Origin of the sequence: Amphritea pacifica (assembly GCF_016924145.1) — a bacterium.
Taxonomy (GTDB): domain Bacteria; phylum Pseudomonadota; class Gammaproteobacteria; order Pseudomonadales; family Balneatricaceae; genus Amphritea; species Amphritea pacifica.
In genome coordinates this window covers 1-13,275 of sequence record NZ_JAFFZO010000021.1, presented here as the reverse complement: position 1 = coordinate 13,275, position 13,275 = coordinate 1, and the positions used below count along the sequence as shown (strand labels likewise).

General features: G+C 50.3%; 14 protein-coding genes, 1 rRNA gene and 1 riboswitch. Of the genes, 8 read left to right on the top strand and 7 right to left on the bottom strand.

Annotated elements, in window-relative coordinates:
- The first annotated feature begins 240 nt into the window (after nt 1-240).
- A riboswitch (TPP riboswitch) is annotated at nt 241-350 on the top strand.
- A gap of 49 nt (nt 351-399) precedes the next feature.
- Together thiD and thiC are read left to right on the top strand one after the other, a co-directional pair.
- Nucleotides 400-1,212, top strand: coding sequence for a bifunctional hydroxymethylpyrimidine kinase/phosphomethylpyrimidine kinase (gene thiD / locus JW499_RS13095; RefSeq protein WP_205211032.1), 813 nt, complete (start codon nt 400-402; stop codon nt 1,210-1,212).
- 50 nt (nt 1,213-1,262) lie between these two features.
- On the top strand, nt 1,263-3,143 hold the full coding sequence (gene thiC / locus JW499_RS13090) for a phosphomethylpyrimidine synthase ThiC (RefSeq protein WP_205211031.1): 1,881 nt from the start codon (nt 1,263-1,265) through the stop codon (nt 3,141-3,143).
- Nucleotides 3,144-3,241: 98 nt separating this feature from the next.
- Here the strand turns inward: thiC and JW499_RS13085 are convergent, their stop codons facing one another.
- From JW499_RS13085 to JW499_RS13075, 3 genes are all read right to left on the bottom strand, one after another.
- On the bottom strand, nt 3,242-3,769 hold the full coding sequence (locus JW499_RS13085) for a nucleoside 2-deoxyribosyltransferase (protein WP_205211030.1): 528 nt from the start codon (nt 3,767-3,769) through the stop codon (nt 3,242-3,244).
- Nucleotides 3,770-3,773: 4 nt separating this feature from the next.
- A complete protein-coding gene (locus tag JW499_RS13080; protein WP_091359698.1) occupies nt 3,774-4,037 on the bottom strand; it encodes a DUF5062 family protein in 264 nt (87 codons plus the stop codon).
- 128 nt (nt 4,038-4,165) lie between these two features.
- Nucleotides 4,166-4,630: an aminoacyl-tRNA deacylase gene (locus JW499_RS13075; RefSeq protein ID WP_091359695.1), complete on the bottom strand. Its 465-nt coding sequence runs from the start codon at nt 4,628-4,630 to the stop codon at nt 4,166-4,168.
- A 139-nt stretch (nt 4,631-4,769) separates the two neighbouring features.
- Between JW499_RS13075 and JW499_RS13070 the strand changes: the two genes are divergently transcribed.
- Nucleotides 4,770-5,411 (top strand): MBL fold metallo-hydrolase, encoded by a 642-nt coding sequence (locus tag JW499_RS13070; RefSeq protein WP_205211029.1) that lies wholly within the window; start codon nt 4,770-4,772, stop codon nt 5,409-5,411.
- Here JW499_RS13070 and JW499_RS13065 read toward each other — a convergent pair.
- Nucleotides 5,408-6,013 (bottom strand): DUF502 domain-containing protein, encoded by a 606-nt coding sequence (locus tag JW499_RS13065; RefSeq protein WP_205211028.1) that lies wholly within the window; start codon nt 6,011-6,013, stop codon nt 5,408-5,410. The two genes, JW499_RS13070 and JW499_RS13065, sit on opposite strands and share 4 nt — an antisense overlap.
- A gap of 85 nt (nt 6,014-6,098) precedes the next feature.
- On the opposite strand from JW499_RS13065, the gene JW499_RS13060 reads away from it, so the two are divergent.
- Nucleotides 6,099-6,335 (top strand): hypothetical protein, encoded by a 237-nt coding sequence (locus JW499_RS13060; protein WP_205211027.1) that lies wholly within the window; start codon nt 6,099-6,101, stop codon nt 6,333-6,335.
- A gap of 37 nt (nt 6,336-6,372) precedes the next feature.
- Here the strand turns inward: JW499_RS13060 and zapE are convergent, their stop codons facing one another.
- Entirely contained in the window at nt 6,373-7,512 is a 1,140-nt protein-coding gene (gene zapE, locus JW499_RS13055; protein ID WP_205211026.1) for a cell division protein ZapE, read from the bottom strand.
- 92 nt (nt 7,513-7,604) lie between these two features.
- Between zapE and JW499_RS13050 the strand changes: the two genes are divergently transcribed.
- Complete coding sequence (locus JW499_RS13050; RefSeq protein WP_205211025.1) at nt 7,605-8,339, top strand: lipoyl protein ligase domain-containing protein; 735 nt, start codon at nt 7,605-7,607, stop codon at nt 8,337-8,339.
- Nucleotides 8,340-8,358: 19 nt separating this feature from the next.
- Here JW499_RS13050 and pfkA read toward each other — a convergent pair whose 3' ends face one another.
- Nucleotides 8,359-9,363 (bottom strand): 6-phosphofructokinase, encoded by a 1,005-nt coding sequence (gene pfkA / locus JW499_RS13045; protein ID WP_205211024.1) that lies wholly within the window; start codon nt 9,361-9,363, stop codon nt 8,359-8,361.
- A 147-nt stretch (nt 9,364-9,510) separates the two neighbouring features.
- On the opposite strand from pfkA, the gene aceK reads away from it, so the two are divergent.
- Nucleotides 9,511-11,259: a bifunctional isocitrate dehydrogenase kinase/phosphatase gene (gene aceK / locus JW499_RS13040; protein WP_205211023.1), complete on the top strand. Its 1,749-nt coding sequence runs from the start codon at nt 9,511-9,513 to the stop codon at nt 11,257-11,259.
- Nucleotides 11,260-11,373: 114 nt separating this feature from the next.
- Nucleotides 11,374-12,363, top strand: coding sequence for a TAXI family TRAP transporter solute-binding subunit (locus JW499_RS13035; protein ID WP_205211022.1), 990 nt, complete (start codon nt 11,374-11,376; stop codon nt 12,361-12,363).
- Nucleotides 12,364-12,868: 505 nt separating this feature from the next.
- On the opposite strand, the gene JW499_RS13030 is transcribed toward JW499_RS13035, so the two are convergent.
- Nucleotides 12,869-13,081 (bottom strand): hypothetical protein, encoded by a 213-nt coding sequence (locus tag JW499_RS13030; protein WP_205211021.1) that lies wholly within the window; start codon nt 13,079-13,081, stop codon nt 12,869-12,871.
- A 73-nt stretch (nt 13,082-13,154) separates the two neighbouring features.
- On the opposite strand from JW499_RS13030, the gene JW499_RS13025 reads away from it, so the two are divergent.
- Nucleotides 13,155-13,275, top strand: a 16S ribosomal RNA gene (locus tag JW499_RS13025); the annotation flags it as partial.

Here is a 13,275-nt window from a genome sequence, read left to right as displayed (position 1 = left end):
CCTATTCCCTGCAGTTAATCCATGGCATCCTGCCAGCACTCCATGCTTCCTGATCCGCTTGTCTGGGCCATCCCCTGTTCAGTCCCGAACGTTTAATCTTCCTGAAGCACATAATGGGTGAATTACAGTTGAGTGGATATAGGAAAAAGTCCTATTTTATTAGTTGCGCCGATTAAGGCTTGTCCCATGTCAATTTTCCTGACTAAGATGGACATGTTGAACGCTTGGACATAAACTATACAGATCTTGTCGGGGTGCCCATCGGGCTGAGAGTTGGCGTGAGACTAAACCAACAACCCGCGAACCTGATCCGGTTAATACCGGCGTAGGAAATCGAGATAAACCGAATTGCTGCCTTTGTCGTACCCGGTTTAGCTCATTAATGCTGGACTGGTACAGATGTCTGAAAGAAACATTCCAATTGCGTTGACTATCGCTGGTTCTGACAGCGGTGGTGGTGCCGGTATCCAGGCAGATCTGAAAGCCTTTTCCGCCCTGGGGGTGTACGGTGCCTCTGCGATTACCGCGATCACCGCTCAGAACACCCGTGAGGTGAGGGCGATCCATCCGGTGCCGTTGCCAGTCCTCTCCGAGCAGATCTGCGCAGTCTTTGATGATCTTAATGTCGCTGCGGTTAAAACCGGGATGCTCGGCGATGCTGAGACTGTCGCCTGTGTTGCGGACACACTGGAGCAATATCGCCCCGCTTATCTGGTTGTAGATCCTGTTATGGTGGCGAAAAGCGGTGATGCGTTATTGCTGGATAGCGCGGTCGAAACACTGAAAAAGCGGCTGTTTCCACTGGCATCGCTGATAACCCCTAACCTTCCTGAAGCGGCCGTTTTGCTGGGTTGTCCGCAACCGGGCACGCTGGCAGAGATGGAAACGATGGTTCAGCAGCTGTTCGCGCTTGGCGCTGGCGCGGTATTGCTCAAAGGCGGGCACCTTGAGGGAACGGATGATGCCGTAGATCTGTTGTTTGATGGTGAGCAGCTGTATCGTTTTTGTTCTCCGCGCATAGCAACCCGCAATACCCATGGCACAGGGTGTACTCTGGCATCCGCTATTACCGCCGGGCTGGCATCAGGGTTACGTCTGCCAGAAGCGGTACAAAAGGCAAAAGATTATATCGCTACGGCTATATCCGCCGCAGACCGGTTGCAGGTGGGGCATGGCCAGGGGCCAGTGCATCACTTTTATCGATATTGGTAGCCGGCCTCAGCCGGAACCTTATAAGAAAAACTCAAGACGCAGGTAATAATATGACCGATAGTCAAACAGTTCTAAGTCGCAGTGCACAGGTTGATGAAGCCTCTGTTCAACCGTTTCCTAACTCCCGCAAGGTCTATGTAGAGGGTTCCCGCGCCGACATCCGGGTGCCGATGCGTGAAATCTCTCTGGCGGATACCCCTACTGATATGGGCGGCGAGAAGAATGATCCCCTCTATGTGTATGATACATCCGGCCCTTACACCGACCCCGATGCCAGTATTGATGTACGTAAAGGTCTCGAGCCTTTGCGGGCTGGCTGGATTGAAGAGCGTGGCGATACTGTGCAGCTTGATGGCCTGAGTTCAGAATATGGTCGTGCCCGTGAACAGGATCTGCGTCTGGATCACCTGCGTTTTGAACTGACCCGTAAGCCACTTAAAGCAAAGCCGGGAAGTAACGTTACTCAGCTGCACTACGCGCGCCAGGGGATTATTACCCCGGAGATGGAATTTATCGCCATTCGTGAAAACATGAAGCTGGCTAAAGCGCGGGCGCAAGGCAATATTGTTGCCCAGCAGCATCCCGGTCATAGCTTTGGCGCTAAACTTCCCGATGAGATTACGCCTGAGTTTGTTCGTCAGGAAGTGGCAGAGGGACGGGCGATTATCCCTGCCAATATTAACCATCCTGAAGTCGAGCCGATGATCATTGGCCGTAACTTCCTGGTGAAAATCAACGGTAATATTGGCAACTCTGCACTGACCTCTTCCATCGAAGAGGAAGTGGAGAAGATGACCTGGGGTATCCGCTGGGGCTCCGATACGATTATGGATCTGTCCACCGGTAAGAATATTCATGAAACCCGCGAATGGATTTTGCGTAATTCGCCCGTGCCTATCGGCACCGTACCGATCTATCAGGCCCTGGAAAAGGTGAATGGTGTTGCTGAAGATCTGAGCTGGGAAGTGTTCCGCGATACGCTGATTGAGCAGGCCGAGCAGGGGGTGGATTATTTTACCATTCATGCTGGCGTGCTGCTGCGCTATGTACCGATGACCGCTAAGCGGATGACCGGTATTGTCTCCCGTGGTGGTTCTATCATGGCGAAATGGTGTCTGGCACACCATGAGGAAAACTTCCTTTACACCCACTTTGAAGATATTTGCGAGATCTGTAAGGCGTACGATGTGTCTTTCTCTCTGGGGGATGGCCTGCGGCCTGGGTCGGTTTATGATGCCAATGATGAAGCGCAGTTCTCTGAGCTGGAAACCCTGGGTGAGCTGACTAAGATTGCCTGGAAACACGATGTTCAGGTGATGATCGAAGGCCCGGGGCATGTGCCGATGCATATGATTAAAGAGAACATGGATAAGCAACTGACCGAGTGTCACGAGGCGCCGTTCTATACTCTGGGACCACTGACCACGGATATTGCACCGGGTTATGACCATATTACCTCCGGTATCGGTGCGGCGATGATCGGCTGGTATGGCTGTGCCATGCTCTGCTATGTAACCCCGAAAGAGCATCTTGGGTTGCCCAACAAAGATGATGTTAAGACCGGTATTATCACCTATAAGATCGCTGCCCACGCGGCGGATCTGGCCAAAGGTCACCCAGGGGCGCAGATTCGTGATAACGCGATGTCTAAGGCGCGTTTCGAGTTCCGCTGGGAAGATCAGTTTAATATCGGCCTGGACCCGGACACCGCCCGGGCATTCCACGATGAAACCCTGCCGAAGGAGTCTGCTAAAGTGGCTCACTTCTGTTCTATGTGTGGTCCGAAGTTCTGCTCAATGAAGATCTCACAGGAGGTACGTGATCTGGACGAGTCGCAGATCGCATCGATGCAGGCAGCTGCAGATAAAGGGATGCAGGAAAAATCTCAGGAGTTTAAAGAGACCGGTGCTGAGATCTACCATAAGGTGTAAGCGCTATAATGAATCAGCGCCATAAGATATAAGCTCCATAAGATATAAGCATCGCAGGGTGTAACCCGCGGGCTCATATCATTAAAAAGCCGCTGACGTCAGCGGCTTTTTTGTATCTGTTGTAAAACCCTCTCAAACAGTCTCAGATGGTTATCCATATCTTCGCTCAGGGCCTCAGTTAGCAAACCGCCCAGTTGCCCGGTGGCACCAACCATCATCAGGTTATCGGCCATCTGAAACGCTTCAATGCTAAAACCGTCCCGATCAGTTTGTTCCCCTTCAATACGGTCACTGTAGAGCCGGCCATCCAGGGTATAGCCCCAGACAGCTTTATTCCGGGCGGTCATATAGCCCATCTCAAAGGCGGTACCCACATCCATACTGGGGCCTCTGAACGGGGTCATATTGGCAATAATGATATGACACTGGTTCATCAGGCCAATATTGGCCTGATAGATAGCTATCCCTGCTTCATAAGGCGTCAGCGCTGACAGGTCTAATTCATTATCCAGAGGAAAGTGGCCGGTAAAGCCATACTGCTGGCAAAGCGCCTTTTTCGCTTCTCCCAACGCCACAGCGTTGGGCCAGAAGACGTCGGGGCCTGCCAGATAGATCGATTGCTGCACTCTGTCACTCTTCCAGCAGGGGATGGCCTTTCGGCAACTGACGGCTAATCCAAAGGGCAAGCTTGTGCTTCATATTGGGTTCGCTCTCTTCACCTTTGGCCAGGGGTTGAATTAGTTTATCCAGCACCAGCAGGCGATAGATAGCGGTAATCTTATTGCTGGCACTGTCTGTCGCCTCAAACTGTCCGGCCCCTCGTTTTTCCATATAGACACCACCGATACGGATCGCCTCTTTCACCAGTTCAGCTTCATGCTTCAGCTTTTTCATCGCTCTCTCCAACAGCACTAATCGGGAATTGGTTGCTACTATCGCATAGCTTCCAGAGCGGGGTAAATATATACGGGAGGGTTTTATCGGGATGGTGTGACCATCCCGATAATGCTAAGCGCTTTGAATCAGTGGCTTATCATGCCGTGGGGTTTCTCTGACATCACCTGTTTGAAGGTGGATTGAGAGAAGCAGAGCAGGTCCTGGTGATCGCCTGCTTCCATATAGCAGTCGGGCTCATCGGCCAGATGATCATCCCAGATGACCGGTATGTTATAAGCCTGGCCCAGCGCAGGGACAGCGCCCCGGTTGCAATCCCGGAAGAGAATTTTGACATCCCGCTGAGCTGCAGGCGAAAAAATCCGTCCCATCTGGCGGTTGATGGCATGCAAATCAACCCGTCGGTCTGAAGGCACAACTGCCATCATAAAGCCTTCATCATCCCTGAGCACGACGCCTTTAGCCATTCGCCGGGCAGGGACATGGGCAGCAATGGCAGAGCTGAGAGAGGTTTCAGCATAGGGGTGCCGGATCAGCCGATAGGGGATATCCCCCCGGTTAAGGAACTTTTGTAAAGTGGGAGATACAGACATCTATATAACCTCCTGACAGTGTTAACTGCCTGTCCTGAAGTCTGGTGCCTACGGATTATTTAACCCTGTATGGCATATCGAAGGATAGTCCAGAAATAGGTATACTGCGGGATCTCTTTTCAATGACTGCGGCACCATTATGAAATACAGTATTATTCCCGTTACCCCTTTTCAGCAAAACTGCACACTGTTGTGGTGTGAAGAAAGTAAAAAGGCGGCCGTGGTGGACCCCGGTGGTGATATCGGGGTAGTGCTGTCCAGAATCGCCGAGCTGGGGCTGGAGCTGGAAAAAATCCTGCTGACTCATGCGCATATTGATCATGCGGGTGGTACCGCAGAGCTGGTAAAGCAGACCGGTGTTCCTATTGAGGGGCCACACATCGGGGATCAGTTCTGGATTGATGGTTTGCCTCAACAGAGCCAGATGTTTGGCTTTCCTCAGGTAGAGATCTTCACCCCGGACCGCTGGTTGGAAGAGGGTGACAGAGTCACCGTGGGCAAGGAAACGCTTGAGGTGCTTCACTGCCCAGGGCATACCCCGGGTCATGTCGTGTTTTACAGCCCTCAGAGTCAGCTTGCGCAGGTGGGCGATGTTCTGTTTCAGGGCTCAATCGGCCGTACTGACTTTCCCAAGGGAGATCATGCCACTCTGATCAGCTCTATTCGCGAAAAGCTGTTTCCGCTGGGGGATAGTGTAGCGTTTATCCCCGGACACGGGCCGATGTCGACCTTTGGCCATGAACGTAAGACCAACCCTTTTGTCAGTGATTCCAGGGGTTAAGCTGATTTTTCAGTGGTGGATACCCCGCCACTGACGATAAAGGTGGTGACTTTTCCGGCACTGACGTCGAGTGGGATAATCTGTTCTCTGGGGACGATAATCAGGTTGCCGGAGAAGTTGTAAGAGTCGGGCAGATAGACGGCAACATCCTCGCTGAGGCCGAAGCTGTCGAGATCTTCGCAGGTCAGGAAGCCCATTACTTTGATGGTTTTCTCTTTGTTCAGGAAGACCATCACCGGCTTGTCGAAACTTTTCTGGTCACCTAACAGTGCCTGGAACAGATCTTTCAGAGAGTTATATAACAGCTTTACTACTGGGATACGGTCCATCAGTGAGCCGATAATATTCATCAGAAAGCGGGTGAGGTAGAGCGACCCGGCAATCCCGGTGAGAATAATGATGATGACCGTCAGCAGGATACCCAGCAGGGTTTCCGTCAGGCCGGGTTGTAATCCCGGAATAAAATAGCCGATCAAAGAGCCGACCGCTGAAAAAAGTGTTTCATCCAATGCGGTGAAAATGAGAAATACCAGGTAGATAGTCAGCACAAAAGGCAGCAGTATCAATAATCCCTGAAAGAAAAAACGCAACGCAGTTTTCATGAAAATTATTCCTGTTGAACGTCTGTTACTTCAGACTGCTCGGCTATAATTACCCTCATGCATCATTTGATGTCGGAGGTGTTTGATGAATCAGATTGACTATGGTGATTACCGTATTACTGCTCTGGTCAGGCATATGGGGCATAACCGTTGGACACTGGAACCTAAAATTTATCACAGGGATCTTAAGGATACGATTTTCCATAACGCCGGAGAGCTTGAAACGGTGCCAGAAAATCAGGTTATCGCTGCCTCAGAAGATGAAGCGATTCGTCAATGCTTTGAACTGGGCAAACTAGTCATAGACGCCGATCTTCATTAAGCGACCTGCAAGCTAAGTCATCCACAGTGTAGCGCGATTATCGGTCATTGGGCTGGCGTTGTTGATATTCCCACGACTGCATCTCGGTCAGACGGCTGTAGGTTCTGGCAAACTCAAATACCAGACTACCCTCCATATAGAGTTTTTCCAGGGGGACCTCTACACTCAGAAACAGGTTCACTCCCCGGTCATAGAGTTCATCGACCAGGCTGATAAAGCGTCGTGCCGGATCATCCATACTGCCCAGTAATACCTGCCGTTCTCCTGCTTTGACCGCTTCGCTGCCATCTTCTGTACCCCGGGCTTTTATCTGTTCTGTGCTGCGGCTTCCCAGCAAGGGGACCTGGCTGACAAAGATATGGCTGAAGCGGTTCGCCAGTTCGATGTAGTCCATCTGGCTGCGGGCGCCCATGCAGATATGTTCAAAGTCAAACCAGACACATTCGGGGCTCACTGCCTTAGCGGGTATGGGCCGTTGCATCACAATCACCTCATCTGCACGGGGCAGGTTGCTACTGATGGAGGTGTAGAGTTTTGTCAGCTGCCGCTCAGCATCAGTATCGTTTGAATGAAATATACAGGGGGAGGGAGTCAGGGAGCGTAAACGATGATCCGTTTCTCCTGCCAGGTTAAACACCCGCATCTGCTGGTTGATCATCGCAATAATCGGTCTGACCCGGTCCTCAAATAGTGGATCTTTGCAGAGCTTTTCCGGTGGACGATTGGAGGTGGTGATCAGGCGAACGCCACGCTTGAGTAATGACCTGAACAGCTTGCCCAGAATCATCGCATCGGCAATATCATTAAGGAAAAACTCATCAAAACAGATCAGTTGGTATTGGCGGGCCAGTTTTTGGGCGATCAGTTCCAGTGGGTCTGGTTTACCCTGCAGCACAGTCAGTTGCTGGTGGGTCTGTGCCATAAAGCGGTGAAAGTGCAGGCGCAGGCAGATCTTATCGGGCAGATGCGCAAACATCAGGTCCATCAGAAAGGTTTTGCCACGACCGACAGGGCCCCAGATATAGATGCCTGCTGAATCACCGGCTCGGTGGCGGCCTGATATCAGTGACGTGTAAACAGGATTAAGCGCTTCAACCAATCGCAACTGAGCCGGGTCATGCTGATAACCATGACTGATAAGTGCCTGTTGATATATATCGATAAACTCTGTCTGCATCGGCGTCGTTCCTTACTGATCGTCGCATGATAATGGTTTTCCCAGGGGGATAGATAGGTTAATCTTCCTGCCTCTGATCTTCGGGGGAAATAATGGTAAGCAGTCTACAGTCTCTGGTAAGCGGTTCAATGCCAGATGAGCAACAACGCATCAGTGAAATTCTTGAAGCAGGGGTGGAAAAGCCTCAGGTACTGTTCTGGCAGTATGATCGTGCGGCGGTTATTATGGGCTGTTCTCAACGGCCTGACGAGGGGCAGATGCGCCGTTCCGAAGCGGCAGGTTTCGCCATGATTCGCCGGCGTTCAGGGGGGGGGGCTGTGTTGGCTGGTCCCTGGATGCTTAGTGTCACCGTGTTTATTCCGCCGGAACACCCAGTAGCAAAGCAAAATATTATTGAAATTTTTTCCTGGCTGGAGCAGATCTGGATCGCTGCGCTGAGAGCCTGCAATGTTCCCTGTAAGGGGGTTGATCAGGCGATGATCGACCGGTCCAAAACCATTAGTCAGGAACAGAATCTGAAATGGGCTTGTTATGCCTCGCTGTCCCATGGCGAGGTCGTCAGCGAAGATGGTCGTAAACTGGTTGGGCTGGCACAGATACGTAAGCGGAAAGGCGTGGCGCTGGTCAGCGGGTTACATCTGAGCCCCTGTGACTGGCAGCAGCTCAGTTCAGTCGTTGTGGATAAGCCTGAGCAGGGTAGCGCGCTTGAGGCGCTCAACAGTGACGCCCAGAGTTTGTCCGGCATCAGTGCCGAAGTGCTGTTGCCGGATCTGATTCAGGCGTTTACAGACCGGATCCCTGATGATTTTTGTCAGGCAACCCGGTAACCGTTGTTCTGACTCCCACTTATTTATGCAGTAGCTGAGCCAGTTCAACCAGTTGTGGATTGAGCGGTTTCCGCTTCTCCATAATATCCAGTAAGGGGGTTGCCGTGATTTTACTGTCGATCATGCCGATCATAACGTCAGTGAATCCCGCCAGCAGGTAAGTGACTGACGCCGCTCCAAGGCAGGACGCCAACACTCTGTCGTGACCTGTTGGTCTGCCGCCCCGTTGTATATGCCCCAGAATACAGACCCCGGGTTTTTCACCCTGGGCTTCCAACTGATTGGCAAGCCGATAGGTCAGGCCGGGTTTCGGGCCCTCGGCAACAACGATAATGCCGCTGCTGCCATGGCCTTCTGCCCGCTGGCTGGCAAGAGAGAAACACAACGCCTCAAGTTTAAAATCGATCTCGGGCACAATAATCATCTCAGCCCCGCATGCCACGCCGACCTGAGAGGCTATGTGGCCGGAATTGCGGCCCATCACCTCAACGAGAAAGATCCGTTCATGGGAAATGGCGGTATCACGAATCTTATCAATCGCTTCCAGCGCCGTATTCAGGGCGGTATCAAAACCGATCGTATCCTCGGTGCCGTAGATATCATTATCAATGGTGCCGGGTAAACCGATCACCGGGATACCGGTTTCATGGGTCAGCAGGTGTGCTCCGGTTAATGAGCCATCTCCTCCGATGACGATCAGACCACCGATATGATGTTCTTTGAGAATCTCCCCTGCCTGGTGGCGAACCGCCGGATCTTTAAACGCTTCACAACGATCACTTTTAAGAATGGTACCGCCGCGCTGAACAATATTAGAAACATCACCACTCTTCAGTTCAGTGAAATCACCGATTATCAGGCCGCTGTAACCCCGGTTGATACCAAATACCCTGATACCCTGGTTGAGTGCTGCCCGGGTGACACTGCGAATGGCCGGATTCATCCCGGGGGAATCGCCTCCGCTGGTCATGACGGCAATCGCGTTGATACGGGTGTTTTTCTTCAGGCTGGGAAGGCGATACATAGAGTGATTCCGAAAATGATAATGCCTTTCAATATTAAGCAGATAACGGAATTAGACAACTGTTTTTCCAAACCTTTTTACCTGGAGTATGGTAAGCCGAGGCAATTGCTGCTAAATAATATAGAGATGACAGCGCAAGCAGAAAACATGAAACAACGTGATGCCGAGTTGATAGCCCTGTTGATACTGGATGGCTTTACTGATTACCGCAAACAGTTCAAAGCGATCACCCTTCAGGCCCGGCCCTGTTTCGAAGCTGCGGACTGGCCTGCTATCCAATGTCTGTCTGTGGAACGAATCGACCTTTACGGTGCCATGGTTGAGCGGGTTAGCAGGCAGATCAGTGCCGCAATCAGGGATAACGCTGAGAGTGCGCTTTGGGGTGCCGTTAAAGCCTGCTATCTGAGTCTGATAGTCGCCCGTGATGATGCTGATCTGAGTGAAACATTTTATAACTCAGTTTATTGTGCGCTGTTTGGTCACCGGCAAATAACAGATCAACTGATGTTTATCAGCTCAACAGTGAAGAGACCCTCGCAGCACGGATCACTCAATACTGGTCAGATCTATCGCCGATATACTCTGAAAAAGGGTCTTATAAACGTCATCAACCAGTTAATGGATGATTATCAGTTTGCCATCCCCTGGGAAAATAAACGCAGGGATATACGAAACCTGCTGCGTTATATCCGGGCCCATATTGCTGCCGATATAGTTGCGGATGAAAACACCGTAATCGAAGTGATTCAAGCCATTTTTTACCGCAACAAAGGGGCTTACATTGTCGGCCGGGTTCAGTTTAACCATCATTCGCTGCCATTTATTTTGCCCATTCTGAATAATGAGCATGGCGCGGTCTATATTGATACCGCCCTGACAGATGAGAATGATGTATCAATTGTATTCAGCTTTACCCGCACATACTTTCTTGTGGATGTCGATGTGCCGGCAGAATTTATCTGCTTTTTGCATTCACTGATACCGATGAAGTCTATTGCAGAGCTTTATAACTCAATTGGTTTTTATAAACAGGGTAAAGCTGAGTTTTATCGTGATTTCATGGCTCATATGGAGCAGACCTCAGATCAGTTTGAAGTTGCGCCGGGTACCAAAGGGATGGTGATGACGGTATTTACCCTGCCATCGTATCCTGTGGTGTTCAAAATAATCAAAGATCGCTTTGCAGCGGCAAAACAGATCACCAGAGAGGGGGTTATCGCTAAGTATCAATTGGTAAAAAGGCATGACAGGGCCGGTAGAATGGCGGATACACAGGAGTTCGTGAATCTGACACTCCCCAGAAAGCGGTTTTCAGACACCCTGTTAGCAGAGTTGAAACAGGTTGCTGCGGCATCGGTTGATATCGATGCTGATGAAGTGGTGATTAAACATCTGTGGACCGAGCGCAGGATGATCCCGCTGAATATCTATCTTGATGAGATGTTGCGACAGGATAATGAACAGGCAGTGTTTCTGGCAATTAATGAGTTTGGTAAGTGTATTAAAGAGCTGGCAGCGGCGAATATTTTTGCCGGTGACATGCTGTTTAAAAACTTCGGCGTTACCCGCCATGGGCGAGTGGTATTTTATGATTATGATGAGATCAGCTATCTGACCGAGTGTAATTTTCGCTCCATTCCCGAACCGCTTTATCCGGAACAGGAGCTGGCAGCCGAACCATGGTATTCGGTTGCCGAAAATGATGTTTTCCCCGAGGAGTTTTCATTATTAACCGCCTGTGATCGCCGGGTGCGTGGGTTGTTTAACCAGCTCCATGGAGATCTGCTAGATCCTCAATGGTGGGTAAATATGCAGACTCAGGTAAGAGGGGGAGCGATCATCGATCTGTTCCCATACCGAAAATTGCGTCGCTTTGACAGGAAAACGCTTATATAAGTTGTTGTTCCAGCATGGTTGTAGTCTCTGTACGCGCTGTAATATGATGTCCTGCAATTATTGTTATAATCGGCAGGTTGTGCGGTTTCTTATCTAAGTTCAAAGGAGTGGAATATGGCTTTTCGCAACACAATAACCTCCCTGGTTATCGCTCTGGGGGCGTGCGTGGCATCTGTAGGAGCGTTCGCTGGTGATCCTGTTCCGGTGAAAGAGGTTGTTACCATTGGTACCGGTGGTGTTACCGGCGTGTATTACCCGACCGGTGGGGCCATTTGTCGTCTGGTGAACAAAAGCCGTTCAGAGCATGGTATTCGCTGCTCAACAGAAAGTACGGCAGGTTCCGGTGCAAACCTGGAGCTGTTAGCTAGTCGCGATATTAACTTCGGTATAGCCCAGTCAGATTCGTTGTATCAGGCCTATACCGGCAGTGATAAATTTGCTAAAGCAGGACCCGATAAGGACCTGAGAGTTGTGTTTTCTCTCCACTCTGAACCCTTTACCGTGGTCGCCCGCGCCGACAGTGGTATCAAAACGATTGCTGATATAAAAGGCAAAAAAGTTAACATGGGGGTGCCCGGAACAGGACAGCGCGGTACGCTGGAAGCGCTGATGAAAGCCCTGGGCTGGACAAAAGCGGATTTTGCCCTCGCCGCTGAACTGAATGCATCAGCGCAGGCCAGTGCACTCTGCGCAGGCGATATTGATGTCATGATCTATATGATAGGTCATCCCAGTGGCGCGATTAAAGAAGCAACAACCTCCTGTGATAGTGTGCTGGTTGATGTAACGGGGCCCGCCGTTGATAAGCTGGTTGCAGATAACAGTTATTATCAGCATGCGACAATACCTGGCGGACTCTACCGTGGTAATGATCAGGAAACGAAGAGTTTTGGCGTTGAGAGTATCCTGGTCTCGTCAACTGATACTTCAGAAGAGGTGGTACACCAGGTAGTGAAAGAGGTGTTCGAAAATTTTGATATTTTCCGGAAACTCCATCCGGCTTTTGCAAACCTGAAAAAAGAAGATATGCTCCAGACGACTGGTGACATACCTTTTCATCAAGGCACGATAAAATATCTGCAAGAAACCGGCATGATGAAGTAAGTCATCAGACTGACGCTTCGCTTAATCAGGAGCCAGACGCTTCGCTTGCTAGTGGTTAGAACGGAAACTGCGTTTCCTGCTAGAAAAAGCCAAGACAAAACATAAAACCGCCGCGAGGCGGTTTTATGTTTAGGGTCTAAGAGATTTTATTCTACAGACTCGCTTACAACGTGGGCTTTCACAACCCCATAAAGAAGGCTCTCCTAGCGACTAGCAAGTCGCGAAGCGACGTCTGGCAGCGGCGAAGCCGCGTTCTAGCCACTCGGTCTTAAAAACTTCGATGTTTTTCAAATATTCTTAACTTTTTCGTGCTCCCCCTGTTGACTCCTCTGCCGACGGCGGTAGAATGCGCTTCCTCGCTTGAGACAGGCATCGGAAACGGTCACTGAAACAGGTGAGGCTGTTGAGTTTAACGCCTTGATAAATCAGTGTTTACACGGTTTTTCAGGTGGCGATAAACAAAACAGGAAGCGGATCAGACGGTTTGAAAATTTCGTTAAAATTCTCAAACAAAATGGTTGACTTCACCGGGGTGTTGAGTAGAATACGCACCTCGCTTGAGACGGCGGAAGCGAATAGCTTTAGCAAAGCGGCTGAAGAATTCAGCCCTCATTTTCAAGCAACGCTCTTTAACAGACAGATCAGATAATTCGTGTGGGCGCTTGTTGAGATGAAGCACAAAAGCTTTATCAAAGTAAGCGACACCAAGTAAATTCATTTAAGTGTATTTGCAAGTTGTTTAATACTTTGAGCTAGATTTATATATGTCAATTTCCGACATATTTTGATTAAAACTGAAGAGTTTGATCATGGCTCAGATTGAACGCTGGCGGCAGGCTTAACACATGCAAGTCGAGCGGTAACAGAGAGTAGCTTGCTACTTTGCTGACGAGCGGCGGACGGGTGAGTAAC